A 24,289-nucleotide genomic window follows, 5' to 3' on the forward strand; every position below is an offset into this window, starting at 1 on the left:
ATCGGGCGGGGCTCCGCCGGGTTGGCACCCGGTGGAGCTTTCCGACCGATGATGGGACGAACGATGAGCGCGAAGAACTCCGGCACCTTCACGATCGGCGGCGACCTGCCGGTGACCCGGCTCGGGTACGGCGCCATGCAGCTCACCGGGCCGGGGGTCTGGGGCGACCCGAAGGACCCCGACGAAGCCGTGCGCGTGCTGCGGCGCGCCGTCGAACTCGGCGTGACCCTGATCGACACCGCCGACGCCTACGGCCCCTTCGTCGCCGATCTGCTGATCAAGAAGGCCCTGCACCCCTACGCCGACGACCTCGTCATCGCGACCAAGGCCGGCTTCACCCGGCAGGGGCCGAACCAGTGGATCCCCGTCGGGCGGCCCGAGTACCTGCGGCAGCAGGTCGAACTGAGCCTGCGGCACCTCGGCGTCGACCGGATCGACCTGCTGCAGCTGCACCGGATCGACCCGAAGGTGCCCGTGGCCGAGCAGGTCGGCGAGCTGAAGAAGCTGCAGGACGAAGGCAAGATCCGGCACATCGGCCTGTCCGAGGTCAGCGTGGATCAGCTGAAGGAAGCGCAGAAGACCGCGGAGATCGTCTCCGTGCAGAACCTCTTCAACCTCGCCAAGCGCGACGCCGAACCGCTGCTCGACCACGCCACCGAGCACGGCATCGCCTTCATCCCGTGGTTCCCGCTGGCCACCGGCGCCCTCGCCGGGCCGGACAGCCCGCTCACGACGCTCGCCAAGGAGCACGATGCCTCGCCGTCGCAGCTCGCGCTGGCCTGGCTGCTCAAGCGATCGCCCGTCGTGCTGCCGATCCCGGGGACGTCGTCGGTCGCGCACCTCGAGGACAACGTCGCCGCCGCGGACATCGAGCTGACCGACGCCGAGTTCGACGCCCTGAGCAAGGCGGCCTCCTAAGAGGGGAGGACGTTGATCAGCAGCTTGCTGCGCGGCGTGGTGTAGACGGTGTTGGTGCGGTCCGGCTGGATCCGCTCGCGGAGCTTCCGCTCCACCGGCTGGGTCCGGCCGCCCGCCTTCAGGTAGTAGTGCTCGTGGTAGCCCTGGCTGAGCCGGGTGGAGAGCGCGATCGGGTAGTCGCCTTCAGGTCGTTGCCTGCCGAAGTCGTGGGTCCAGCCCGTGGTCGCGACCAGCTGCCCGCTCCGCACGTCCGCCAGCCGGCGCCAGCAGACGAACGCGAACCAGGCGGTGATCGCCACGATCGGGACGATGGTGCCGAGGACTTCGGCAGCGGTCTCGGCCACGGCAGCGAGCATCACCACCACGATGAGACCGGCGACGACCAGGACGGCCGCCACCCAGAAGTTGAGGTCGAGCAGCTTTCCCCGTTGCGAGGGGTGGAGCCGGCCGTGGCGATTGGCCAGCTCCACCTCGGCCTGCTCGATCACTCGGCCTCGCCTTCGGGGTGTTCCTTCTCGTAGGCCTCTTGGCCCTCGTGGTAGCGGTCGATCTGTTCGTTCTCCTGACGGCGGCCCTCGGTCACGACACCGACGGTGTCCGCGGTGCTCCACCCCGGATAGCCGCCGGCCTTCTGCCACTCCGCCGGCTTGAGCGCGCTGCGGCCGTCCTCCGAGTACGTGTCGCCGGCTTTTTCGATCTTCTCGCGACCGGGGACGTGCGACTCGGCGGCGTCGCTCCACCCCTTCGCGGTCTCCTCGGCGGATTTGGCCTCTTTGCCGGCCTGCTTCAGCTCGTTCGCTTTGCGCTCGATGCCCGCGGCCGTGTCGACGCTCTTGTCCACGATCTTGTCGACGCCCTTGCCCACCTTCTTCAGCGCGTTCGCCGCGCCTTCGAGGGCCGCCTTCGACTTGCCCGCGCCCTTCGCCAGGCTCTCGAGCTTCTCGACGATCTTCGCGATGCGCGTGCTGATCTTCTCGGCGAGCACGCCGCCCTCGACGACCGTGTCGGCGATGAACGCCGCGATCGTGCCGCCGAAGGTGCACCAGGACGCGGCGAGCGCGGCCAGCGCCTTGACGATCAGCTCGCCCACGAACGACGAGATCATGTCGCGGATCAGCCCGCGTTCCGTGCCGACCAGCGCCGCGCCGACGTTCATGGCGGTCGACGCGTCCCCGGCGTGCGACGCGGCGCCGCGCAGGACACCGACGTAGCTTTCGGCCGTCCGCTGGTAGGCCTCGGCGGAGCCGCAGTCGCTGAAGGACTGCTGGACCTTCTTGGCCTGCCGCTCGTAGCTCTCGGCCGTCTCGGTGAGCTGCTTCGCGATGTTCGTCCAGGTCACGGCCTTGGCGGTGACGGCTTCGGGCTTGCCGGCGAGCTTGTCGAGGCCGTCCTTGAGGAAGCTGATGTGCTCGATCAGCCAGCCGACGCCGGCGCCGGCCAGCGTGCCGAGCGGGTCCATCGCCGCGCCGAGCAGGTCGAGCGCGTCGGTGCCGACGTCCATGGCGAGGTTGCCCCAGTCGCCACTGCGGGCGTCGGTGAGCGTCGACGCGGCGTCGCTGAAGATGCCCGCGCCGCCGGTCTGGGCGTTGAGGTTGTCCAGTTCGCCCTTGGAGCCGTCGCCCATGCCGCTCCAGAAGCCGCCCGGCGACTCGGCCGTCGCGACCAGTGCGTTCTCGGTCATGCCGGGAGCTCCTTGCCGATGCCCTCGAGCAGGCACTTCGTCTGCTGTTCGTGGTCGCGGAACGCCGTGTGCGCGGTCTTCACCCGGTCCGCGACCTCGTGGCCGGCCTCGACGGCGGCGCTCAGGAAGCTGTCGGCGGTGTCCACCCACGCCTGGATCGGCAGCGCGAACACCTGCCCGACCAGGCCGAACGCGTCGAAGTCGAGCGCACCGGCGGTGCCGGCGGCCTCGACCGCCTGCTGGACCCGGTCGGCGATCTCCCGGATCTCGTCCTCGTGGCCGCCGAGGACGTCGAAGTCGACCTTCATCGCCCGCTCGGCCATCAGAGCCCCCGGCGCAGGATCGGGCCGCCGAAGTCCTCGTCGTCGTCCGGGCGCGGCCGGGCCGGGCGCACGGGCGGCGGTGGGGTTTCCTGCTGCGTTCCGGTGAATTTCCAGTGCGACGGTGCCGGTTCTTCTGGGGGCAATTCGGGCGTCGGAATCTGTTCCCGCAGGAATTCCATCGCGTCGCTGTCGGCGCCGATCACCGGCGCCATGATCGCGGTCAGCTGCTGGGCGGCGTCGACCTGAGCGCGTTTCGCGGCCGCGAGGACGGCCTGGGCGAGCCGGGCCCGCGGCAGCTCGTCCGCACGCGGGCCGAAGGTGAGTTCCTGCAGCGCACCGCTGGTGTTGACGGTGACCGTGACGGCTCCGTCGGCACTCGAGGCGGTCGCCGAGACGCGCTCGAGCCGCGCTTTCGCCTCGGCCGCGCGCCGGGCGATATCGGGCATTCCGGCCGAAGCGGGTTGAATTCGGTTCACGGCGACCTCGGAGTCGGGGGAGGGCATGCGGGTCAGAGGCAGCAAACCGCTTTTCGGTTCCCCCTTCAAGCCGGAATTCCGTTCCGGGAAGAATGCATGGGAATTCGTTTGTGCGTTCTTTACCCGGCGCCCGGCCCGGCGCCTGGCGGTGCTCGGGGTCCGGGTGTGCTGTGGGGCGGACGCGATGTCTTGAATGACTCATTCACCTCGTCCGACGACATGAATGAGTCATTCAAGACGTTCGAGCAGGCCCGCGCGGCCCCTTAGCGAGCGCCCCGCGATGCGGCCGGCGAGCGAGCCCCGCACCCGGGACCCCGACGCGGACGGGCGGGGTTGAGCACGACCGGCTCAGGCTTCCGTAAACTCAAGGTGAGCAGCGAGCGAGGTAGGTGAGGAACCGGTGGCCAACGCGGACGAGCGCCGCTTCGACGTGCTGCGCGCGATCGTCGCCGACTACGTGTCCAACCAGGAACCGGTCGGCTCGAAGGCGATCGTCGAACGGCACAACCTGGGCGTGTCGAGCGCCACGGTGCGCAACGACATGGCCGCCCTCGAAGAAGAGGGCTACATCACCCAGCCGCACACCAGCGCCGGGCGCGTGCCGACCGACAAGGGTTACCGCCTCTTCGTCGACCGGCTGTCGGAGGTCAAGCCCCTGAGCGCCGCCGAGCGCCGGGCCATCACGACCTTCCTTGACAGCGGCACCGACCTCGACGACGTCCTCAAGCGCTCGGTCCGGCTGCTCGCGCAGCTGACCCGGCAGGTCGCCGTCGTCCAGTACCCGATGCTGACCAACGCCAAGGTGCGCCACCTCGAAGTGGTGCCGCTCACCCCGGCGCGGCTGATGCTGGTGCTGATCGCCGACAACGGCCGCGTCGACCAGCGCACGGTCGACCTCGGCGACGTCGTCACCGAAGAAGACGTCGCGCGGCTGCGGTCCGTGCTGAACACGGCCATGTCCGGACGGCGGCTCAACGACGCCGCCGCGCGCGTCGCCGAACTGCCCGACCAGGCACCCGGCGAGCTGCGGGACGCGCTCATCCGCGTCACCACCGTCCTGGTCGAGTCGCTGGCCGAGCACCCCGAAGAACGCCTGGTCCTCGGCGGCACCGCGAACCTCACGCGCAACGTCGCCGACTTCCCGGGTTCCCTGCGCCAGGTCCTCGAAGCCCTCGAGGAGCAGGTGGTCGTGCTCAAGCTGCTGGCCGCCGCGCGCAACCCCGGTGCGATCACGGTGCGCATCGGTGAGGAAAATGAAGACGAGCAGATGCGCAGCACCTCGGTCGTCTCGATCGGATACGGCCAGGACATGGTGCTCGGCGGCATGGGGGTGGTCGGCCCGACCCGGATGGACTACCCCGGCACGATCGCCGCGGTGCGCGCGGTCGCCAACTACGTGGGGCAGATCCTGCACGGCCGCTGAGCCGGGCAGAGCAGAAGGAGAAGCAGAGACGGTGGCGAGGGACTACTACGGCATCCTCGGGGTGGCCAAGAACGCGAGCGATCAGGACATCAAGCGCGCGTACCGGAAGCTGGCCCGGGAGCTGCACCCCGACGTCAACCCGTCGGAAGACGCGCAGCACAAGTTCAGCGAGGTTACGACGGCCTACGAGGTGCTGTCCGACCCGCAGAAGCGCAAGATCGTCGACCTCGGCGGCGACCCGATGGACGGCGGCGCGCGCGGCGGGGGCGGCGGCGACCCGTTCGCCGGGTTCGGCGGCCTCGGCGACATCATGGACGCCTTCTTCGGCGCGGCCGGCGGAGGCGGCGGCGGGCGCGGGCGCGGACCCCGCAGCCGCGTCCAGCCCGGCTCCGACGCGCTGATCCGGCTCGGCCTCAGCCTCGAGGACTGCGCCACCGGCGTCGACAAGGAGATCGCCGTCGACACCGCGATCGTCTGCGACCTCTGCCGCGGCGCGGGCACCACCGAAGGCACCGGCGTCAAGACCTGCGACACCTGCGGCGGCGCCGGCGAGGTCCAGTCCGTCCAGCGGTCCTTCCTCGGCCAGGTCGTCACGGCCCGCCCGTGCCCGGTCTGCCGCGGCTTCGGCGAGGTCATCCCCGACCCCTGCCGCCAGTGCGGCGGCGACGGCCGCATCCGCGCCCGCCGCAACGTCACCGCCAAGATCCCGCCGGGCGTCGGCGACGGCATGCGCATCCGCCTCTCCGGCCAGGGCGAGGTCGGGCCCGGCGGCGGCCCGGCCGGCGACCTCTACGTCGAGATCGACGAGACCCCGCACGAGGTCTTCGTCCGCCAGGGCCACGACCTGCACTGCAACTTCCGCATCCCGATGACCACCGCCGCCCTCGGCGCCACGGTGCCCATCTCCACGCTGATCGACGGCGACTACGACCTCGACGTCGAACCCGGCACCCAGCCCAACGCCGAGCTCGTCCTCACCGGCAAGGGCATGCCCCGGCTGCGGTCCTCCGGCCGCGTCGACGGCCGCGGCGACCTCCACGTCCACATCGACGTCGTGGTCCCGACCAAGCTCGACGAAGCCCAGCGCGACCTCCTCGTCGAGCTCGCCCAGCAGCGCGGCGAAGAAGTCCCCACGCTGGCGTCCAACGGCGCCAAGCACGGCGGCCTGTTCTCGAAGCTGCGCGCCAAGAACCACCGCTGACCGTGCCCGACACCACCCTGCCGGTCTTCCTCGCCGCCTCCGTGCCCGCTTCCGGGCGCACGGTCCTCGACGGCGAGGAAGCCCGGCACGCGGCCACGGTCCGCCGCCTGCGCACGGGGAAGCGGCTCGTCCTCTCCGACGGCGCGGGCACCATGGCCCGCTGCGTCGTCGAAGCCGTCCAGCCCGGCCGCGACGCCGCCCTGACGCTGTCGATCGAAGAGCGCTGGACCGAGGAACCGCCCGCCCTGCGCGTCGTGCTCGCCCAAGCCCTGGCCAAGGGCGACCGCGGCGAACTCGCGGTCGAACTCGCCACCGAAGCCGGCGTCGACGCCATCGTCCCCTGGCGCGCCGCCCGCAGCGTCGCCAAGTGGGAAGACGGCGGCCGCGGCGACAAAGCCCTCGCCCGCTGGCGCGCCACCGCCCGCGCGGCCGCCAAACAAGCCCGCCGCGCCCACGTCCCCGACGTCACCGAACCCGCCGGCACCCGCGAGCTCGCCGGCCTGATGGCGACGACGTCCCTCGCGATCGTCCTCGAGTCCGACGTCCCCGACCGCCTCACCGACCTCTCCCTGCCCGACACCGGAGACTTGCTCCTGGTCGTGGGCCCGGAAGGCGGCATCACCGACGAAGAACTCCACACCCTGCGCGAAGCCGGCGCCCACGCCGTCCGCCTCGGCACGACCGTCCTCCGCACCTCCACCGCCGCAGCCGTCGCCCTCGGCGCACTCGGCGCCCTGACCACCCGGTGGAGGTAAGAAGATCACCGGAAAAAAGACCCCCGATTTTGCGCCCAGTTATGGCGCGATCACACTCCGACCCGTTACTCTCGTTTACTAACGCGCCACACACCGTTTCCGGGTCCGGCGCGCCACTGGGAAAGCACAGACCCCGCCGGGCACCTCCCCCCTCGGTCCGGCGGCCGCCGCGGTGGCGGTAGATCGACCCCCAGGGTCTACCGCTCCGCGGCCCCCTTCTCTCGCTTCGCTCCTTCAGTGGGCCGCTTCTCGTTCGTTGTGTCTTCTGGGGGTCAAACCCCCAGACCCCCAGCCGGGGGTTCCCCCCCGGACCCCCCCCGCGGCTCGCGCTCGGTGTCTGTCTTGGGGGCGGCTCTCTGTCGATAGGGTGTCTTCCATGAGTGAGGATGAGACTCTCTTCGAGCAGATCATTGCTGGTGAGATCCCTGCTGATGTTGTCTACCAGGATGATCTGACCTTTGCCTTTCGGGATATTCGGCCTCAGGCGAAGGTTCATGTGCTTGTTGTGCCCAAGAAGCGGTATCGGAACTTGGGGGAGCTTGCTGCTGGGGACCCGGGGCTTCTTGCCGCTGTTGCTCTGACTGCTCGGCGGGTTGCTGAACTTGAGGGTGTCCTCGAGTCGGGGTATCGGGTTGTCTTCAACACCGACTCGGATGCTGGGCAGACCGTTTTTCATGTTCATGCCCATGTGCTCGGGGGTGAGCCTCTGGGGCTCTTCGGGGCTCCTGAGCAGGACTAGGCGAAACCCGTCTGCGTTCTGTCGGTGGGTGCCAGTAGCATCGGTGGGGTCCGTTCTCCCTCACCGAGAAAGCAGGCCTGAGGCCACGTGGCCGGAACCGTACCGGGTGGAGCCGCCCGACCCGACGTCCCCGGGGACGTCGCCAAGACCGAGGATGCCGCCGTCCAGGCCGCGCAGTCCCGGTTCCCCATCCCCGACGCCGCCGCGCTCAGCCTGCTCGGCTCCCGCGACGAGAACCTGCGCGTCGCCGAGGAACTCCTGGCCGCCGACGTCCACGTCCGCGGCAACGAGGTCACCCTCACCGGCGCACCCGCCGACGTCGCCTTCGCCGAACGCGTCTTCGCCGACCTCGTCACCCTCGCCACCGGCGGGCAACAGGTCGGCCCGGACACCGTCCGCCGCACCATCGGCATGCTCTCCACCGGAGACGCCTCGCCCGCCGAGGTCCTCAGCCTCAACATCGTCTCCCGCCGCGGCAAGACCATCCGGCCCAAGACGCTCAACCAGAAGCGCTACGTCGACGCCATCGACAAGCACACCGTCGTCTTCGGCATCGGCCCCGCCGGCACCGGCAAGACCTACCTCGCCATGGCGAAAGCCGTCCAGGCCCTCCAGGCCAAGCAGGTCACCCGCATCGTGCTGACCCGCCCCGCCGTCGAAGCCGGCGAGCGCCTCGGCTACCTGCCCGGCACGCTCAACGAGAAGATCGATCCCTACCTGCGGCCCCTCTACGACGCGCTGCACGACATGGTCGAACCCGAGTCCATCCCGCGGCTCATGCAGGCCGGCACCATCGAGATCGCGCCGCTCGCCTACATGCGCGGCCGCACCTTGAACGACGCCTTCATCATCCTCGACGAGGCCCAGAACACCACGCCCGAGCAGATGAAGATGTTCCTCACCCGCCTCGGCTTCGGCTCCAAGATCGTCGTCACCGGCGACATCACCCAGGTCGACCTGCCCAACGGCCAGCGCAGCGGCCTCCGCGTCGTCCGCGACATCCTCGGCGGCGTCGACGGGCTCCACTTCTCCGAACTGACCAGCCAGGACGTCGTCCGGCACAAGCTCGTCGGCGACATCGTCGACGCCTACGAGAAGTGGCAGGCCGTGCAGGACGCCCAAGACCAGCAGCAGGGCAACGGCTGGAAGGGCAACCGGCGGTGAGCATCGAAATCGCCAACGAGTCCGGCGTCGACGTCGACGAGACCTCCATCGTCTCGGCGGCCCGCTACGCCCTCGACAAGATGGAGGTCAGCCCGCTCGCCGAGCTGTCCATCCTGCTCGTCACCCTCGAAGTCATGGAAGACCTGCACGAACGCTGGATGGACCTCCCCGGGCCCACCGACGTCATGGCCTTCCCGATGGACGAGCTCGACTCCTCCCGCCGCCCGGACGCGCCCGACGCGTCCCCGGCGCTGCTCGGGGACATCGTGCTCTGCCCGGCGTTCGCCAAGGACCAGGCCAAGACCGCGGGCCACGCCCTGATCGACGAGCTGCACCTGCTCACCGTGCACGGCTGCCTCCACCTCCTCGGCTACGACCACGCCGAACCCGCCGAAGAACGCGAGATGTTCGCCCTCCAGAAGCGGATCCTCGGCGAGTACCAGGACGCCGTCGCCGCCCTGCAGAAGCGCGACGCCCAGCGCAACACCGACGACCGCGTCCTCGGCATCGCCGGGCTCGACGCGGCCACCACCCCGGCCGCCGAACCACCCGCCGGGGAAACGCCCTAGCGCCGGCCATGGTCCAGCTCCTCTTCGCGATCGCGCTCGTGCTCCTCGCGGGCGTGTTCGCGGCGGCCGACGCCGCCATCAGCACCGTGTCGCAGGCCCGGGCCGACGGCCTCGCCCGCCTGGGCCTGCCCGGCGCCCGCCACCTCGCCGCGGTCGTCGCCGAACGCCGCCGGCACATCAACCTGCTCCTCCTGCTGCGCCTCGGCTGCGAGCTCACCGCCACCGTGCTCGTCACCGTCTTCGTCGGCACCCGCCTGGCGCCACTCGGCCTCGCCGTGCTGGTCACAGCGGTCGTGATGATCGTCGTGAGCTACGTCCTCATCGGCGTCGGCCCCCGCACCCTCGGCCGCCAGCACCCCTACCGCATCGGCCGCTACGTCGCCGGGCCCGTCCGCGTCCTCGGCTCGATCCTCGGCCCGCTGTCCCGGCTGCTCATCCTCATCGGTAACGCCATCACCCCCGGCCAGGGCTTCCGCGAAGGCCCGTTCACCTCCGAAGTCGAGCTGCGCGAGCTCGTCGACCTCGCCCAGGAACGCGGCGTCGTCGAGGACTCCGAGCGCGAGATGATCCACTCGGTGTTCGAGCTCGGCGACACCGTCGCCCGCGAGGTCATGGTGCCGCGCACCGAGATCGTCTGGATCGAGCGCACCAAGACCGTCCGCCAGGCATTGGCGCTGGCCCTGCGCACCGGCTTCACCCGGCTCCCGGTGATCGACGACTCCGTCGACGACATCGTCGGCGTCGTCAACATCAAGGACCTGATGTCGGCGTACATGGACCCGGACGGGTCGAGCACGGTCGTCGACACCCTGATGAACGAAGCCTCCTTCGTCCCCGACTCGAAACGGCTCGACGAGCTCCTCAAGGAAATGCAGCGCTCGCACCACCACCTGGCGGTCGCCGTCGACGAGTACGGCGGCACCGCCGGCCTGCTCACCATCGAGGACGTCCTCGAGGAGATCGTCGGCGAGATCACCGACGAGTCCGACGCCGACGAGCGCCCCGAGGTCGAGGAGCTCACCGACGGCGCCGTCCGCGTCTCCTCCCGGATGAGCGTCGACGACCTGGGCGAGCTCTTCGGCATCGACCTCGAAGACCACGACGTGGAGACCGTGGGCGGGCTGCTCGCGGAACGACTGGGTAGGGTCCCGCTACCGGGGGCCGAAGCCGAGGTCGCCGGCCTTCGGCTGTTCGCCGAAGGGGGCAAGGACCGGCGCGGCCGCATGCGCATCACCTCGGTGGTCGTGCACCCGGCCGACGCCGAGGCGATGACCGACCCGGCCGACCGCACCAGCCGGCGCCGCACCCGCCTGCCCCACCCCGACGAACGCGACAGGAGCGTCGAACATGCCTGACCTCGAGGCGGAGGACCAGAAACTGGTCACCCTCGCCCGGTCCTCGCGCGCCCGCATCCAGGCCCCCGAAGGCGCCGCGGTCCGCGACACCGACGGCCGCACCTACGCCGCGGGCACGGTCGACCAGCCGTCGTTCAAGCTCACCGCGCTCCAGGCCGCGGTCGCCGCCGCGCTGTCCAGCGGCGCCGAAGGCATCGAAGCCGCCGCCGTCGTCACCAGCGAGGGCCTGCTCAAGGGCGCGTCCGTGCACGCCGTCCGCGACATCGCGAAGTACGCGCCGATCATCCTCGCCGACCCCGACGGCGAGATCCTCGAGGTGCTGAAGCGATGACCGAACACCGCTCCGGCTTCGCCTGCTTCGTCGGCCGCCCCAACGCGGGCAAGTCGACGCTGACCAACGCCCTCGTCGGCACCAAGGTCGCGATCACCTCCAGCAAGCCGCAGACCACCCGCCACGCGATCCGCGGCATCGTGCACCGGGAGGACGCCCAGCTCGTCCTCATCGACACCCCCGGCCTGCACCGCCCCCGCACCCTGCTCGGCGAGCGGCTCAACGACATCGTGCACACGACGTGGTCCGAAGTGGACGTCGTGGGATTCTGCGTGCCGGCGAACGAAAAGATCGGCCCCGGCGACAAGTTCATCGCCGCCGAGCTGGCGAAGATCGCGAAGCGCACGCCGGTGATCGGCATCGTCACCAAGACCGACCTCGTCCAGCCCCAGCAGGTCGCCGAGCAGCTGCTCGCGCTGCAGGACGTCATGGACTTCGCCGAGCTGATCCCGGTGTCCGCGGTGGACGGCTTCCAGGTCGGCGCGCTCGCGGACCTGCTCGTCGGCAAGCTCCCCGAAGGCCCGCAGCTCTACCCGGGCGGCGAGCTCACCGACGAACCCGAGCAGACGCTGGTGGCCGAGCTGATCCGCGAGTCGGCGCTGGAGGGCGTCCGCGACGAGCTGCCGCACTCGATCGCCGTCACCGTCGAGGAGATGCTGCCGCGCGAAGGCCGGGACGACCTCATCGACGTGCACGCGTTCCTGTACGTGGAGCGGCCCAGCCAGAAGGGCATCATCCTCGGGCACAAGGGCGAGCGGCTGCGCGAGGTCGGCGCCACCGCCCGCAAGAACATCGAGGCGCTGCTCGGCTCCAAGGTCTACCTCGACCTGCACGTCAAGGTGGCCAAGGAGTGGCAGCGGGATCCCCGCCAGCTGCGCCGGCTCGGGTTCTGACGTGCCCGAGCAGCCGCGGCCGCCCGCCGACTACAACCCCGGCCCCCCGCCCGCGAACAACCTGGCCTGGGGCATCGTCGCCGCGATCATCTGCCTGCCCTTCGGCATCGTCTCGATCTTCCAGGCGGCCAAGGTGGAGAAGTTCTGGGCACAGGGTGACCCGGACGCCGCCCGCGGCGCGGCCGGTGCCGCGCGGCGCTGGGCGATCATCGGTGCCGTCGTCGGAGTGGTGTTCTGGGTCGCCCTGGTCGCCGGCGGTGTCCTGCTGCTGGGAACGCTGCTCGACGACGCCGCGTCCCACTGAGGCACGTCGGCAGCAGGAGGCGATCCCGGTGACCCACCCCTACCAGCAGTACCCGCCGCCCCACGGGTGGGTGCCGAACTACGGGCCGCCACCGGACAACAACCTGGTCTGGGCGATCCTGTCGACGGTGATGTGCTGCCTGCCGTTGGGTATCGTCGCCATCGTGAAGGCGAGCCAGGTCAACTCCCTGTGGTTCCAGGGCTTCCACGCCGAAGCGCACCGGGCCGCCGACGAAGCGCGCCAGTGGGCGATGTGGTCGGCGATCTCCTTCGGCATCCTGATCGCCCTCTACCTGGTGTTCATCCTGGTCATGTTCGCCCTCGTCGGCGTCTCCTTCTGGTCGCTGCTGCCATGACGACCGTCTACACGGGATACCCGGCCCGCGGTGTGAAGGCCACGCTGCGCGCCCTCGGCGCCCCGATGGCCGTCGTCGGCGGGCTCGGCGTCTGCTGCGCGGCCGTCCTGATCGGCGACCCGACCACCCCCGGCGGCTGGCTCCCCGTCTGCCCGACCAAGGCGCTGTTCGGCATCGACTGCCCCGGCTGCGGTGGCATGCGGATGGCGTACAGCCTGATGCACGGCGACCTCCCCGCGGCCCTGCACTACAACGCCGTGTCGCTCGTGTTCATCCTGCTCTTCGTCTGGAGCACGGTCGCCTGGACGGTCGGGCGGCTGCGTGGCCGCTGGGTGAACAGCTGGCTGCACTGGCGCTGGACCCCGCTGACCGTCGGCGTCGTGTTCGCCGTCTGGTTCGTCATTCGCAACCTCCCGTTCGCCCCGTTCACCGGCCTGCGCGTCTGATTTCGACGGACGGGAACCGCTTCGCCACGCACCGCGTCGGAGGCTCGTGCGGTTCACCCGGACAGTGGACGCCTGGCGGCGGCGCCGCAGGTGAACCGAGTACGCTCCCGCGGACCAGTGCCGTACATTCGCACCGGTTCCGCACGAAGCGTGCGGTGGAGTGACCAGCGAGGGGGATACCCAGATGACCGATCCCTACGGTCAGCAGCCGTTCGGGCAGCAGCCCGGCGGCCAGCAGCCGTTCGGACAGCCGCCGCCCGGTCAGGCGCCGCCTTATGGCCAGCAGGCGCCCTTCGGGCAGCCCGCGCCGTACGGCCCGCCGGGAGCTCCCTTCGGCGCACCGCAGAACTACGCGAACTGGGGCCAGCGTGCCGGCGCGCTGATCATCGACCAGGCGCCGATCATCGTCGTCTACATCCTCGCGGTGATTCTGACCTTCAGCGGCGCGCGCCCCATCGGCTTCGCCCTGTACGGCCTGGGCGGCCTGATCGGTCTCGGCTGGGCCGTCTACAACCGGTGGATCCAGCAGGGCAACACCGGGCAGTCGCTGGGCAAGCGCATCCTCGGGATCAAGCTGGTTTCGGAGCAGACCGGGCAGCCGGTCGGCGCCGGCACCGCGTTCCTGCGCGACCTCTGCCACATCGTCGACGGTCTCCCTTGCTACGTCGGCTACCTGTGGCCGCTCTGGGACGACAAGAGCCAGACCTTCGCGGACAAGATCGTCACCTCCGTGGTGGTGCTGGCCGACGCGACTCCCGGCCAGCCGCCGTTCGGCCAGCCCGGTGCCCAGCCGTTCGCCGGTGGCTACCCGCCGCCGGGGCAACAGCCCGGCCAGTTCGGCCAGCAGCCCGGCGGGTTCACCCAGCAGCCCCCGTCCGGCGGCTTCGACCAGCCCCAGTCCGGGGGCTTCGGCCAGCCGCAGCCGGGAGGGTTCCCACAGCAGCCGTCCTCCGGTGGTTTCCCGCAGCAGCCCCAGTCCGGTGGCTTCGCCCAGCCGCAGCCGGGCCGGCCGCTCGCCCCGCCGCCGGGCGGGTCGGCCTTCGACGAGGTCGAGCGCACCGAGATGCTCCGCCCGGACGCCCCCGCCGGGGGCGGGTCCGCGTTCGACGAGCAGGCCGAGCGCACCCAGATGCTGCGGCCCGAGGCGCACGGCGAAGCCGGCGAGACGCAGAAGATCGACCCCGGGCAGTTCGGGCAGCCGCCGAACCAGCCGCCACACCACTGACACTTCTTTCCGCACCGCCGCCGGGTACGACCCGGCGGACGTTCACGAGTAATTGGGGTACCAGTTCATGACCAATCCCTACGGCCAGCAGCAGCCGCCCTACGGCCAGCAGCCGCAGTCCGGCGGATTCCCTCAGCAGCAGCCCGGCTACGGCCCGCCGTCGGGCGGGATGCCCGCGCCCTACGGGCAGCCCGCGCCGTACGGCCAGCCCCCGACCGGCGGCTTCGGCGCCCCCGGCTACGGCATGCCCGGCGGTGGCGGCGACATCAACGCCATCAAGGACTACAAGGGCTGGGCGATCGCCTCGCTCTTCCTGGGCGGGCTCATCCTCGGCATCTTCGCGATCATGAAGTCGAACGAGGTCGGCACGTACAAGATGCAGGGCAACTACATGATGGCGGAGCAGGCGTCGCGCACCACCAAGACGCTCTGCCTGATCTCCACCATCCTGGGCAGCATCGGCTGCGTCGTGGCGATCATCGCGATCATCGCCTCGGCCGTGGCCGTCAGCACCTGCTACGGCTACTACTGCTGATTACGCGGGGCGCTCCACCCCGGCGTCGCCCACAAGTGGGACGATGTCGGGGTGGTGAACCTCTACCGCGACACCGGGGTGGTGTTGCGCACGCACAAGCTGGGTGAGGCCGACCGGATCGTCACCCTGCTCACGCGCCGGCACGGCAAGGTCCGCGCCGTCGCGAAGGGTGTGCGGCGGACGTCTTCGCGGTTCGGGGCCCGGCTGGAGCCGTTCGGCCACGTCGACGTGCAGTTCTACACCGGCCGCACGCTCGACGTGATCACCCAGGTCGAGACCGTGGACGCGTTCGCCCTCCCGCTGGTCGCCGACTACCAGCGCTACACCGCGGCCAGCGCGATCGCCGAAACCGCGGACCGGCTCTCGGCCGAAGAGGGCGAACCGGTGCTCAAGCTCTACCTCCTCGTCTGCGGCGCACTGCGGTCCCTCGCCGCCGGGGAGCGTGACGCGTCCCTCGTGCTCGACGCGTTCTTCCTCCGCGCGATGTCCTACGCCGGCTGGGCACCCGCGCTCACCGAGTGCGCCCGCTGCGGCCTGCCCGGCCCCCACGTCGCGTTCAGCGTCACGGCCGGCGGCTCGATGTGCCAGGACTGCCGCGTGCCCGGCTGCGTGCACCCCGCGCCCGAGGTCCTCGACCTGCTCACCGCCCTCCTGCACGGCGAATGGCCGCTGGCCGAGGCGACCCTGCCGGGCACCCGCCGCGACGCGAGCGGCCTGGTCGCGGCCCACCTGCAGTGGCATCTGGAGCGCCAGCTCCGGTCCCTGCCCCTGGTCGAGCGACGCGCCCGGGAGACCGTGGTGCGCGGGCAGTAGGGTCGAGCCTGATCGATTTTCACCCATCCAGGGAGGCTCGCAGTGCTGCGCAGGGGACGCGAGAACAAGGCGTCGCGGTACGAGCTGCGGGCCCCGGATCCACATCCGTCCGGCGCGGTGCCGCCGGAGATCCCGCGCGAGCTGGTCCCGAAGCACGTCGCGCTGGTCATGGACGGCAACGGCCGCTGGGCCAACCAGCGCGGCCTGCCGCGGATCGAAGGCCACAAGCGCGGGGAAGCGGTGATGATCGACGTCGCCGCCGGTGCGGTCGAGATCGGCGTCAAGTGGCTCTCGGTGTACGCGTTCTCGACGGAGAACTGGAAGCGCAGCCCCGAAGAGGTGCGGTTCCTGATGGGCTTCAACCGCGACACGATCCGCCGTCAGGTCGACTACCTCGGTTCGATCGGCGTGCGCATCCGCTGGGCCGGGCGGCGGCCGAAGCTGTGGGCGTCGGTGATCAAGGAGCTGCAGGCGGCCGAGGAGAAGACCAAGCACAACACGGCGCTGAACATGACGATGTGCGTCAACTACGGCGGCCGCGCCGAGCTGGGTGACGCGATGCAGCGGATCGCGCGGGACGTCGCCGACGGCAAGTTGAACCCGGACAAGGTCACCGAGAAGACCATCGGCAAGTACCTGTACCAGCCGGACATGCCGGACGTGGACCTGTTCCTGCGGCCCTCGGGCGAGCAGCGGACGTCGAACTTCCTGCTGTGGCAGTCGGCCTACGCCGAGATGGTCTACCAGGACACGCTGTTCCCGGACTTCGACCGGACGCACCTGTGGCGCGCGTGCTTGGAGTTCGCGAAGCGGGATCGCCGCTTCGGTGCCGCTGTCGACCAGGCGTCTTCGTCATGAGCGCGACCGAAGCTGCCGAGACCGCGGAGCTGCTGACGCAGGCGAAGGAGTCCCTCGAGCGCTACCTCGAGGTGCACGTCGACGACGACGGCGCGCTGACGTTCGCCCACGGCGACGTCCCGTGCGTGATCCAGGCGACCCGGCTCGGCGAGGGCCTCACCGTGCTGACGCTGACCTGCGTGGTCGGCTGGGACCTCCCGGACGGGCCGGAGCTGTCGATCGCCGTCGCCGAGCGGGCGGGCCAGGGGCTGTTCGGGACGCTGGGCGTCGGACACTCGGACAACGGCGTGGACGTGACCCTGCGGTACGCGTTCCCGGCGGCGGGCCTCGACGTGGCGGCGCTCGGGACGCTGCTGATGCTGGTCGTGTCGACGGCGTCGCAGCTGCGGACCGATTTGCCGGGAATCGTGCCCGGCGAGTAACCCACTCGGGGTGCTCTTCTCGCCGCGAACGGCGAATTACGGCCGGAATCCGGCACTTTTCGACCGTTCGCGGCTGTGCGGCGCTCTCGCTGTCGGACCCTGCTGGCATCATCGCCTTCGTGAACATGGTTTCCGACTCGGCTCGGCGCACCCGCCGGTTCCGCATCAGCTCCGTCGAGGTGCTGTGCGCGATCCTGCTGGTCGCGATCCTCGCCCAGGGCTGGCTGCAGCAGGCGTTCGACGTGCCCGCGCTGCGCACGGGTTCGACCGTGTTCGTCGCGGTCTGCGTGCAGGCGCTGCCGTTCCTCGTGCTCGGCGTGCTGATCAGCGGGGCCATCGCGGCGTTCGTGCCGGCCCGGGTGCTGGAGAAGGTGCTGCCCCGGCGAGCCGGCGCGGCGGTCGGAGTCGCCGGTCTGGCCGGGGTCGCGCTGCCGGGCTGCGAGTGCGCTTCGGTGCCGGTGGCGCGCCGGCTGATGGGGCAGGGCGTGACGCCGGCGGCGGCGCTGACGTTCCTGCTGGCGGCGCCGGCGGTGAACCCGGTGGTGCTGGTGGCGACGGCGGTGGCGTTCCCGGGCCGGCCGGAGATGGTGCTGGCGCGCTTCGCGGGTTCGCTGGCGACGGCGATGGTGATGGGCTGGCTGTGGGCCCGCTGGGGCAAGCTGGAGTGGATCACCGCCCGCGCGCTGCGGCGGCTGCCGGAGGTGGCGAGCGGCCAGAGGTGGCGGGTGTTCGCCGAGACGGCCCGCACGGACCTGGTCGAGGCGGGCGGCTTCCTGGTGCTGGGGGCGTTGATTTCGTCGGCGCTGAACGTGCTGGTGCCGGCCAGCTGGTTCGGGGCGCTGGGCGAGCAGCTGGTGCTGGGCATCGCGGTGATGGCGGTGCTGGCGGTGGTGCTGGCGCTGTGCAGCGAGGCGGACGCGTTCGTGGCGGCTTCGCTGACGGCGTTGCCGATGCTGCCGAAGCTGGTGTTCCTGGTGGTGGGCCCGGCGGTGGACGTGAAACTGTTCGCGCTGCAGGCGGGAACGTTCGGCAAGTCGTTCGCGACCCGGTTCGCCCCGGCGACGTTCGTGGTGGCGGTGGCGTGCGCCGTGGTGGCCGGCCTGCTGGTGGGGGTGGCGTGATGATGACGGGTGTTCGGCCCGGCCGGAAGTCGTTGGTGGGCAAGGGGTTCGTGCCTGCCGGGCGGGAGTTGCGGTCCGGTTCCTTCCCGGGTTCGGGTGTGGGTCGGAGGTCTTTGGCGGGTCGCGAGTTGTCGGTCGGCGCGCAGCTTGCCGGGTTTGGCGGCCGTCCGCGGTCGCTGCCGGGTGCGGGTGTTGGCCGGGCCCCGGGCGATCCGCCGGCCGCCGCGCGGCTCGCCGGGTATGGGAGCCGCCGGAGTTCGGGCGTGGGCCGGCAGTCTTTGGCCGACCGCGAGTTGCCGGCCGGTGCGCGGCAGTCGCGGTCTGGTCCCTGCCGGGGTTCGGGTGTGGGTCGGAAGTCTTTGGCAGGTCGTGAGTTGTCGTCCGCCTCGCGGCTTGCCGGGTTCGGCGGCCGTCCGCGGTCGCTGCCGTGGGCGGGTGCCTGCCAGGAGTTGGGCGATCCGCCGGCCCGCGTGGCCGGCCGCCCCTCGTCGACCTTGGAGGCGGCGTGAAACGCGAAACCCAGAACATCCTGCTGATCCTGCTCGGCGGCGCGCTGGTCAAGATCGCGGTCAACGGCGACTACCTGCGTTACGTCAAGCCGGCGCAGCAGCCGTGGGTCATCGCCGGCGGGGCGGTCATGGTGCTGCTCGGGGCCGTCGCCATCGTGCGCGATCTCCTGGCCGCGCGGGCGAAGGCCGCCGTCGAGCCGGACCACGGCCACTCCCACTCGGCGCGGCCCGCGTGGCTGCTGCTGGTCCCCGTGCTGGCGGTCTTCCTCGTCGCACCGCCCGCCCTGGGCGCGGACTCGGTGCTCCGCACCGAAGCGCGGGTCCCGGCGAGCGCGGCCGCCGCCAACGCCGCCGCGTTCCCGCCGTTGCCCACGGGGAACGTCGTGCCGCTGACGGTGAACGAGTTCGTCAGCCGGGCGGGCTGGGACGCGGCGGGCACCCTCGACAACCGCACGGTCTCCCTGACCGGCTTCATCGTGCACACCGGCGGCCGCACGCTGCTGGCCCGCCTGGTGATCAGCTGCTGCGCGGCGGACGCGTTCCCGGTGACGGTCCACCTCCACGGCGGCGAAGCCGACCACCTGGCGAGCGACGCGTGGATCCAGGTGACGGGCCAGGTCGTCCCCGGCACGGCCACGAAGGACAACAACTACACGCCGGACTTCACCTTGGCTTCGATGACGACGGTCCCGGCCCCGAAGGACCCGTACGAGTACTGAGCCGCGCTCGGGGTCAGTGCTCCGCGCAGGTGCCGGTGATCTCCACCGTGTGCGAGATCTCCGAAAAGCCGTGCTCGGCCGCGATCTTCTCCGCCCAGCGCTCCACCGCCGGCCCCTCGACCTCCACCGTGCGGCCGCACAGGCGGCACACCAGGTGATGGTGGTGGTGCGCGGAGCAGCGCCGGTAGATCGCCTCGCCCGAGTCGGTGCGCAGCACGTCGATCTCGCCCGCCTCCGACAGGGACTGCAGCGTGCGATACACCGTCGTCAGGCCGATGCCGTCGCCGCGTTTGCGCAGCTCGTCGTGCAGTTCCTGGGCCGACCGGAAGTCGTCGACGGCGCTCAGCAGCTCGACGACCGCGGCCCGCTGGCGGGTCGATCGGCGCCCGGGCACCGGGGCCTGGCCGCGCGGGGCGACGGCGTTCATCACTTTCCTTCCTGCACGTGGGCGACGGCGTCGACGACGATGTGCGCCAGGTGGTCGTCGGCGAGCCGGTAGACGACCTCGCGGCCGCGGCGCTCGCCCTGGACCACCCCGGCGGTCTTCAGCACCCGCAGGTGCTGGCTGATCAGCGGCTGGGCGACGTCGAGGGCGTCGACCAGCTCGTGCACGCACCGGTCGGCCGCGCGCAGCTGCAGCACGATCGCGATCCGGACCGGCGCCGCCAGCGCCCGCAGCAGGTCACCGGCGTCGGTCAGGACCGACGACGGCGGGTGGACCGGTGCGGCGGCCGCCGCGGGTGCGCACTCCGCGAGGCCCGGCTGGGCGCCACCTCCGGTGACTGTCGCCATTCCGCCTCCACGCTGCTCGTCATCGCCGCCGGCGACCATGAATTCCGTAGTCATTGCCGATAACGGCGCCACCCATCCTAGTGTTCCCCCGGGTAGCACCCGCCCCGTCATCGCGCTCTGCGGATTACGGCCGGTCGGACTAGCCCATTCGGGTGAGTTCGTGGGATATTGCCTCTTCGGCTTCGCATGTAGTGGCCGACGGTGCAAGGTTGTCGCGGAGCGTTTCGTCGCTTCTCGTACGCTGGCGACCCGCCCGGACAGAGCAGTGGGGAGACATGACCCGTTTCGCACTCAAGGCCGCCGCGCTGACGGCCGTCCTCTTCCCGCTGGTCGGCGCCGGGGTGGCCGGCGCGCAGAGCCAGGCCGTCGACGAGAAGACCGGGCCGGTCTCCTTCGCGAACATCGCGTCGGTCCGGATCGGCGGCGAAGGCCAGCACGGCGGTGCCCTGATCACCGAGACCCAGCGCTCCCCGCTGCTGCCCGGCCAGTCGAAGCTCGGCACGGACCGCGTCACGGTCCCCAAGGACGACGGCGAGCGCGCCACCTTCGGCGGGCACTACCAGATCGACCTCGGCCGCTACACGAACGGCAACCCCTACCCGGCGGGCGTCGCGAGCCGGGACCACAACGTCGTCGCCGCGCTGCAGGCGACCACCGTGCCCACCGCCGTCGCCGAAACCAGCTACGCGCTGCGCGACAACTGGCAGGGCGGCGAGAAGCCGGCCGACAACACCGTGCTCGTGCTCGAAGGCGCGAAGACGGCGGTGGACTGCACCGCGCCGTCGAAGCTGACCGGCACGTCGTCGGTGACCCGGTTGTGGGTGCGCCAGGACGGCGGGCTCGGCATCGTCCCGATGCCCGGTGGCACCGCCGGTCTCGAGCTGAAGAACCTGCGGCTCGGCCCGCCCGGCGACATCACGAACGCCAGCAAGGACACCACCCTCTCCGACCTCAGGCTGACCCGCGTCGGCGCGTTCGACCAGCTGATCCGCCAGGACGGCTGGCGGGGCGGCGACTACACCGCCGTCGCCGGCTGGCGCGTCGAAATCACCACCCACGTCAAGGACGCGGCGGGCGCCGCGCTGCAGGACGTCCAGACGAACATCGTGCTCGGCGGGGTCAGCTGCTCGGTGCCGAAGGGCTTCGTCGCGAAGGCCGCGGGCAGCACCGGCGGCGGCACGGGCGCGACGCAGGCCCCGGTGCCGACGCAGGTCCCGGCCGGGTACCTCGGCGCGGCCGCGCCCGACACGGGCGGGGACGGCTCGCGCATCCCGCTCGGCATCGGGCTGCTCTTCGGCGGGGTGTTCTTCGGGGCCGTCGCACTGCTGCTCGGCAGGCGGCGCAAGTCCGGGACGGACTAGGTGCTGCGCACCGGGCTGGCCGCCGTCTCGGCGGCGCTGGCCGTGGCCGCCTTCGCGGCCGGCGTCATCGTGCTGACCTGGCTGCCGCCGACGGTCACGCAGGCCGCCGCGCCACCGCCCGGCTCGCTGCCGGGGGAGAACGCGGCCCCGGCCGTGCTGCCCGCGGACAGCGAGTCCGCCGCGCAGCAGCGCCCGGGCACGGTCCGGCTGCCCGGCGGCGCCACCGCCCGCCTGGTCCGGACCGAGCTCACCGCCCGCGGCGTGCTCCCGATCCCGCGCGGCCTGGGCGACGCGGCCTGGTGGGGCGCGAAGCTGGGCGCGGACCAGGGAGCGGCGCTGCTGTCCGGGCACGTGAACTGGGAAGGGCAGCGGGGGCCGTTCGACGAGCTCTGGCGCATGCGTGAGGGCGACGAGGTGAGCGTGGTCGACGCACGGGGCGGCCGCTGGGTCTACCGCGTCGACGGCCTGGTGACGCTTCCGAAGGAGACGCTGCCGGAGCAGGCGGCGAAGTGGTTCGGCCAGGACGGCCCGCACCGCCTGGTCCTGGTGACCTGCGGCGGCGACTACGTCGGCGGCACCGAGGGTTACGACGAGAACCGCCTGGTCACGGCCAAGCTGGTGACCCGCCCGACGGGCTGACCCGGCGCCGCCCGAACCACCCGCAAAGCCGCACTTTCACGGGAAAGTGCGGAACCGGTCGCGGCACGATCCGGTGCAACCTCCCGCGCCCGCCGGCGCATGTGTGTCTTCGCAACGGCACGACAGCGAAGGAGCACAGGCGCATGCAGGAGCAGAACCCGGCGGAGCGGAAGCAGGGCCCCGGCCGCTGGTGGATCGTCGGCGTGGCCGGCGCTTTCTTGGTCGCGGCGCTCGTCGCCACGTTGCTGATCTTCACCGGAAAGGATGAACCCGCCGGTGCGAACGGCGCACCTACGCCGGTGGCGGCCGCGGACCAGCCCGCGAAGCAGGACGCCGGCCAGGCGCCCGCGAAGCTGTCCCTGCCCGGGGGCGGCGCCGCGAAGCTCGTCCAGGAGGACCTCGACGACACCGGCGCCCTCAAGATCCCCGAAGGCCTCGACGAAGCCGCGTGGTGGGGCGCGAAGCTGGGCGCCGACCACGGCGTCGCCCTGCTGTCCGGGCACGTGAACTGGAAGGGCAAAAAGGGTCCCTTCACCGAGCTGTGGCAGGTCAAGCAGGGGCAGGACGTCAAGCTGACCGACGCCGCGGGCGGTGCCTGGGTCTACCGGGTCGACGCGACCGAGACGATCCACAAGTCCGAGCTGGCGGGGCGCTCGGAGCAGCTGTTCGACCCGGACGGCCCGCACAAGCTGCTCCTCGTCACCTGCGGCGGCGAGTACGTCGGCGGCAGCGAGGGCTACGAGGACAACCGGGTCGTGACGGCGTCGCTGGTGTCCCGGCCGTAGCCTGCGCGAAAAGCCCTGGGCCCCGGCGGATACCCTGGACGTTCTAGTCCGATAACCGTCCCCGCATGCTTCCGGAGCGTGGAGTGCCCACGAACACCATCGATACCGTAGTCAGCCTGTGCAAGCGCCGTGGTTTCGTCTTCCCCAGCGGAGAGATCTACGGCGGTACCCGCTCGGCGTGGGACTACGGGCCGCTCGGGGTCGAGCTCAAGGACAACATCAAGCGCCAGTGGTGGAAGACCGTGGTTCAGGGCCGTGACGACGTCGTCGGCCTCGACTCCTCGGTGATCCTGCCGCGCCAGGTGTGGGTGGCTTCGGGGCACGTCAACGTGTTCACCGACCCGCTGATCGAGTGCCTCTCGTGCCACAAGCGGTTCCGGGCCGACCAGCTCGCCGAGGAGTACGAGGCGCGCAGCGGCAAGGCGACCACCGAGGACGACCTGTCCGACGTGCCGTGCCCGAACTGCGGCACGCGCGGCGAGTACACCGCGCCGCGGGACTTCAACATGATGCTGAAGACCTACCTCGGCCCGGTGGAGTCCGAAGAAGGCCTGCACTACCTCCGCCCGGAGACCGCGCAGGGCATCTTCGTCAACTTCTCCAACGTCCAGACGACGTCGCGGATGAAGCCGCCGTTCGGCATCGGCCAGATCGGCAAGTCGTTCCGCAACGAGATCACGCCGGGCAACTTCATCTTCCGGACGCGCGAGTTCGAGCAGATGGAGATGGAGTTCTTCGTCGAGCCGGGTGAGGACGAGACCTGGCACCAGTACTGGATCGACGAGCGCACGAAGTGGTACACCGACCTCGGCATCAAGGCCGACAACCTGCGGCACTTCGAGCACCCGAAGGAAAAGCTCTCGCACTACGCGAAGCGCACCGTCGACATCGAGTACCGCTTCGCGTTCAACGCGGGCCAGGAGTGGGGCGAGCTGGAAGGCATCGCCAACCGCACCGACTTCGACCTGACCACGCACTCGAACCACTCGGGGCAGGACCTGTCGTACTTCGACCCGACGTCGAAGCAGCGCTACCGCCCGTTCGTCATCGAGCCGGCGGCCGGTGTCGGCCGGTCGATGATGGCGTTCCTGATCGACGCGTACTACGAGGAAGAGGTGCCGAACGCCAAGGGCGGCACCGACAAGCGCGTGGTGCTGAAGCTCGACCCGCGGCTGGCGCCGTTCAAGGCCGCGGTGCTGCCGCTGTCGCGCAACGCCGACCTCACGCCGAAGGCGAAGGCCGTCGCCGAGCTGCTGCGCAAGCACTGGAACGTCGACTTCGACGACGCCGGCTCGATCGGCAAGCGCTACCGCCGGCACGAGGAGATCGGCACGCCGTACTGCGTGACGGTCGACTTCGACAGCCTCGAGGACGACGCCGTGACGGTCCGCGACCGCGACTCCATGGCGCAGGAGCGCGTCGCGATCGACAAGCTGGAGTCCTACCTGGCCGGCCGCCTGATCGGCTGCTGACCCGCTTCGAAGGCCCGTGAAGGCCTCCTTACCGGCTCAAGATGCCGGTAAGGAGGCCTTCACGGCTTTCCGGGCCCGGCGGACCCCAGTCACCTGTCACGGCCA

Annotated in this window: 30 protein-coding genes; 24 read left to right on the top strand and 6 right to left on the bottom strand. The window is 71.0% G+C overall.

Annotated elements, in window-relative coordinates; translation table 11 throughout:
- Window positions 1-63 precede the first annotated feature (63 nt).
- Window positions 64-918 (top strand): aldo/keto reductase, encoded by an 855-nt coding sequence (locus AB0M83_RS15610; RefSeq protein WP_364517393.1) that lies wholly within the window; start codon window positions 64-66, stop codon window positions 916-918.
- On the opposite strand, the gene AB0M83_RS15615 is transcribed toward AB0M83_RS15610, so the two are convergent.
- From AB0M83_RS15615 to AB0M83_RS15630, 4 genes are read right to left on the bottom strand one after another with little or no spacing between them, the layout of a single operon-like run.
- Window positions 915-1,406: a hypothetical protein gene (locus AB0M83_RS15615; RefSeq protein WP_364517395.1), complete on the bottom strand. Its 492-nt coding sequence runs from the start codon at window positions 1,404-1,406 to the stop codon at window positions 915-917. The genes AB0M83_RS15610 and AB0M83_RS15615 overlap by 4 nt on opposite strands.
- Window positions 1,403-2,599, bottom strand: coding sequence for a hypothetical protein (locus tag AB0M83_RS15620; protein WP_364517397.1), 1,197 nt, complete (start codon window positions 2,597-2,599; stop codon window positions 1,403-1,405). The genes AB0M83_RS15615 and AB0M83_RS15620 overlap by 4 nt, the downstream gene beginning before the upstream one ends.
- Entirely contained in the window at window positions 2,596-2,922 is a 327-nt protein-coding gene (locus AB0M83_RS15625; protein ID WP_364517399.1) for a type VII secretion target, read from the bottom strand. The genes AB0M83_RS15620 and AB0M83_RS15625 overlap by 4 nt, the downstream gene beginning before the upstream one ends.
- Window positions 2,922-3,467 (bottom strand): YbaB/EbfC family nucleoid-associated protein, encoded by a 546-nt coding sequence (locus AB0M83_RS15630; protein ID WP_364517401.1) that lies wholly within the window; start codon window positions 3,465-3,467, stop codon window positions 2,922-2,924. The genes AB0M83_RS15625 and AB0M83_RS15630 overlap by 1 nt, the downstream gene beginning before the upstream one ends.
- A 331-nt stretch (window positions 3,468-3,798) precedes the next feature.
- Between AB0M83_RS15630 and hrcA the strand changes: the two genes are divergently transcribed.
- From hrcA to AB0M83_RS15725, 19 genes are all read left to right on the top strand, one after another.
- A complete protein-coding gene (hrcA, locus tag AB0M83_RS15635) occupies window positions 3,799-4,821 on the top strand; it encodes a heat-inducible transcriptional repressor HrcA (RefSeq protein ID WP_364517403.1) in 1,023 nt (340 codons plus the stop codon).
- A gap of 31 nt (window positions 4,822-4,852) precedes the next feature.
- The gene (gene dnaJ / locus AB0M83_RS15640) at window positions 4,853-6,022 is read left to right on the top strand and encodes a molecular chaperone DnaJ (RefSeq protein WP_364517405.1); all 1,170 of its coding nucleotides are present in this window, start codon (window positions 4,853-4,855) and stop codon (window positions 6,020-6,022) included.
- 2 nt (window positions 6,023-6,024) lie between these two features.
- Window positions 6,025-6,777, top strand: coding sequence for a 16S rRNA (uracil(1498)-N(3))-methyltransferase (locus tag AB0M83_RS15645; RefSeq protein ID WP_364517407.1), 753 nt, complete (start codon window positions 6,025-6,027; stop codon window positions 6,775-6,777).
- 376 nt (window positions 6,778-7,153) lie between these two features.
- On the top strand, window positions 7,154-7,516 hold the full coding sequence (locus AB0M83_RS15650; protein WP_364517409.1) for a histidine triad nucleotide-binding protein: 363 nt from the start codon (window positions 7,154-7,156) through the stop codon (window positions 7,514-7,516).
- Between the two features lie 87 nt (window positions 7,517-7,603).
- Window positions 7,604-8,680 carry a PhoH family protein gene (locus tag AB0M83_RS15655; RefSeq protein WP_364517411.1) on the top strand — a complete coding sequence of 359 codons (1,077 nt, stop codon included), beginning with the start codon at window positions 7,604-7,606 and terminating at the stop codon, window positions 8,678-8,680.
- Window positions 8,677-9,249: an rRNA maturation RNase YbeY gene (gene ybeY, locus AB0M83_RS15660; RefSeq protein WP_285480617.1), complete on the top strand. Its 573-nt coding sequence runs from the start codon at window positions 8,677-8,679 to the stop codon at window positions 9,247-9,249. The genes AB0M83_RS15655 and ybeY overlap by 4 nt, the downstream gene beginning before the upstream one ends.
- Window positions 9,250-9,257: 8 nt before the next feature.
- Window positions 9,258-10,604, top strand: coding sequence for a hemolysin family protein (locus AB0M83_RS15665; protein ID WP_364517413.1), 1,347 nt, complete (start codon window positions 9,258-9,260; stop codon window positions 10,602-10,604).
- Window positions 10,597-10,935: a cytidine deaminase gene (locus AB0M83_RS15670; RefSeq protein WP_364517415.1), complete on the top strand. Its 339-nt coding sequence runs from the start codon at window positions 10,597-10,599 to the stop codon at window positions 10,933-10,935. Before AB0M83_RS15665 ends, AB0M83_RS15670 begins: the two co-directional genes overlap by 8 nt.
- Window positions 10,932-11,828, top strand: a complete 897-nt coding sequence (era, locus tag AB0M83_RS15675) for a GTPase Era (protein WP_364517417.1) — start codon at window positions 10,932-10,934, stop codon at window positions 11,826-11,828. Before AB0M83_RS15670 ends, era begins: the two co-directional genes overlap by 4 nt.
- A gap of 1 nt (window position 11,829) precedes the next feature.
- Window positions 11,830-12,132 carry a CD225/dispanin family protein gene (locus tag AB0M83_RS15680; RefSeq protein WP_364517419.1) on the top strand — a complete coding sequence of 101 codons (303 nt, stop codon included), beginning with the start codon at window positions 11,830-11,832 and terminating at the stop codon, window positions 12,130-12,132.
- Between the two features lie 28 nt (window positions 12,133-12,160).
- Window positions 12,161-12,487, top strand: coding sequence for a CD225/dispanin family protein (locus AB0M83_RS15685; protein ID WP_364517421.1), 327 nt, complete (start codon window positions 12,161-12,163; stop codon window positions 12,485-12,487).
- Entirely contained in the window at window positions 12,484-12,933 is a 450-nt protein-coding gene (locus tag AB0M83_RS15690) for a DUF2752 domain-containing protein (RefSeq protein ID WP_364517423.1), read from the top strand. The genes AB0M83_RS15685 and AB0M83_RS15690 overlap by 4 nt, the downstream gene beginning before the upstream one ends.
- Before the next feature lie 184 nt (window positions 12,934-13,117).
- On the top strand, window positions 13,118-14,158 hold the full coding sequence (locus AB0M83_RS15695) for an RDD family protein (protein ID WP_364517425.1): 1,041 nt from the start codon (window positions 13,118-13,120) through the stop codon (window positions 14,156-14,158).
- 67 nt (window positions 14,159-14,225) lie between these two features.
- Window positions 14,226-14,693 carry a CD225/dispanin family protein gene (locus tag AB0M83_RS15700; RefSeq protein ID WP_364517427.1) on the top strand — a complete coding sequence of 156 codons (468 nt, stop codon included), beginning with the start codon at window positions 14,226-14,228 and terminating at the stop codon, window positions 14,691-14,693.
- Between the two features lie 51 nt (window positions 14,694-14,744).
- Window positions 14,745-15,506: a DNA repair protein RecO gene (gene recO, locus AB0M83_RS15705; RefSeq protein ID WP_364517429.1), complete on the top strand. Its 762-nt coding sequence runs from the start codon at window positions 14,745-14,747 to the stop codon at window positions 15,504-15,506.
- Window positions 15,507-15,548: 42 nt separating this feature from the next.
- The gene (locus AB0M83_RS15710; RefSeq protein WP_364517431.1) at window positions 15,549-16,364 is read left to right on the top strand and encodes an isoprenyl transferase; all 816 of its coding nucleotides are present in this window, start codon (window positions 15,549-15,551) and stop codon (window positions 16,362-16,364) included.
- Window positions 16,361-16,786: a hypothetical protein gene (locus AB0M83_RS15715; protein WP_364517433.1), complete on the top strand. Its 426-nt coding sequence runs from the start codon at window positions 16,361-16,363 to the stop codon at window positions 16,784-16,786. Before AB0M83_RS15710 ends, AB0M83_RS15715 begins: the two co-directional genes overlap by 4 nt.
- A 125-nt stretch (window positions 16,787-16,911) precedes the next feature.
- Entirely contained in the window at window positions 16,912-17,907 is a 996-nt protein-coding gene (locus AB0M83_RS15720; RefSeq protein ID WP_364517460.1) for a permease, read from the top strand.
- 505 nt (window positions 17,908-18,412) lie between these two features.
- The gene (locus AB0M83_RS15725; RefSeq protein WP_364517434.1) at window positions 18,413-19,135 is read left to right on the top strand and encodes a TIGR03943 family protein; all 723 of its coding nucleotides are present in this window, start codon (window positions 18,413-18,415) and stop codon (window positions 19,133-19,135) included.
- Window positions 19,136-19,148: 13 nt separating this feature from the next.
- Here the strand turns inward: AB0M83_RS15725 and AB0M83_RS15730 are convergent, their stop codons facing one another.
- Window positions 19,149-19,562, bottom strand: coding sequence for a transcriptional repressor (locus AB0M83_RS15730; protein WP_364517436.1), 414 nt, complete (start codon window positions 19,560-19,562; stop codon window positions 19,149-19,151).
- Window positions 19,562-19,927 (bottom strand): metalloregulator ArsR/SmtB family transcription factor, encoded by a 366-nt coding sequence (locus AB0M83_RS15735; RefSeq protein WP_364517438.1) that lies wholly within the window; start codon window positions 19,925-19,927, stop codon window positions 19,562-19,564. Before AB0M83_RS15735 ends, AB0M83_RS15730 begins: the two co-directional genes overlap by 1 nt.
- Window positions 19,928-20,202: 275 nt before the next feature.
- Here AB0M83_RS15735 and AB0M83_RS15740 point away from each other — a divergent pair, with 275 nt between their 5' ends.
- The 4 genes from AB0M83_RS15740 to AB0M83_RS15755 all read left to right on the top strand — a co-directional run bounded on the left by AB0M83_RS15740 (window position 20,203) and on the right by AB0M83_RS15755 (window position 24,184).
- Complete coding sequence (locus AB0M83_RS15740; RefSeq protein ID WP_364517440.1) at window positions 20,203-21,288, top strand: LPXTG cell wall anchor domain-containing protein; 1,086 nt, start codon at window positions 20,203-20,205, stop codon at window positions 21,286-21,288.
- On the top strand, window positions 21,289-21,927 hold the full coding sequence (locus AB0M83_RS15745) for a class F sortase (protein ID WP_364517441.1): 639 nt from the start codon (window positions 21,289-21,291) through the stop codon (window positions 21,925-21,927). It begins immediately after the preceding gene.
- Window positions 21,928-22,070: 143 nt separating this feature from the next.
- Window positions 22,071-22,712 (top strand): class F sortase, encoded by a 642-nt coding sequence (locus AB0M83_RS15750; RefSeq protein WP_364517443.1) that lies wholly within the window; start codon window positions 22,071-22,073, stop codon window positions 22,710-22,712.
- An 83-nt stretch (window positions 22,713-22,795) separates the two neighbouring features.
- Entirely contained in the window at window positions 22,796-24,184 is a 1,389-nt protein-coding gene (locus AB0M83_RS15755; RefSeq protein WP_364517445.1) for a glycine--tRNA ligase, read from the top strand.
- Window positions 24,185-24,289 lie beyond the last annotated feature (105 nt).

Source organism: Amycolatopsis sp. NPDC051106, assembly GCF_040682775.1.
GTDB lineage: Bacteria > Actinomycetota > Actinomycetes > Mycobacteriales > Pseudonocardiaceae > Amycolatopsis.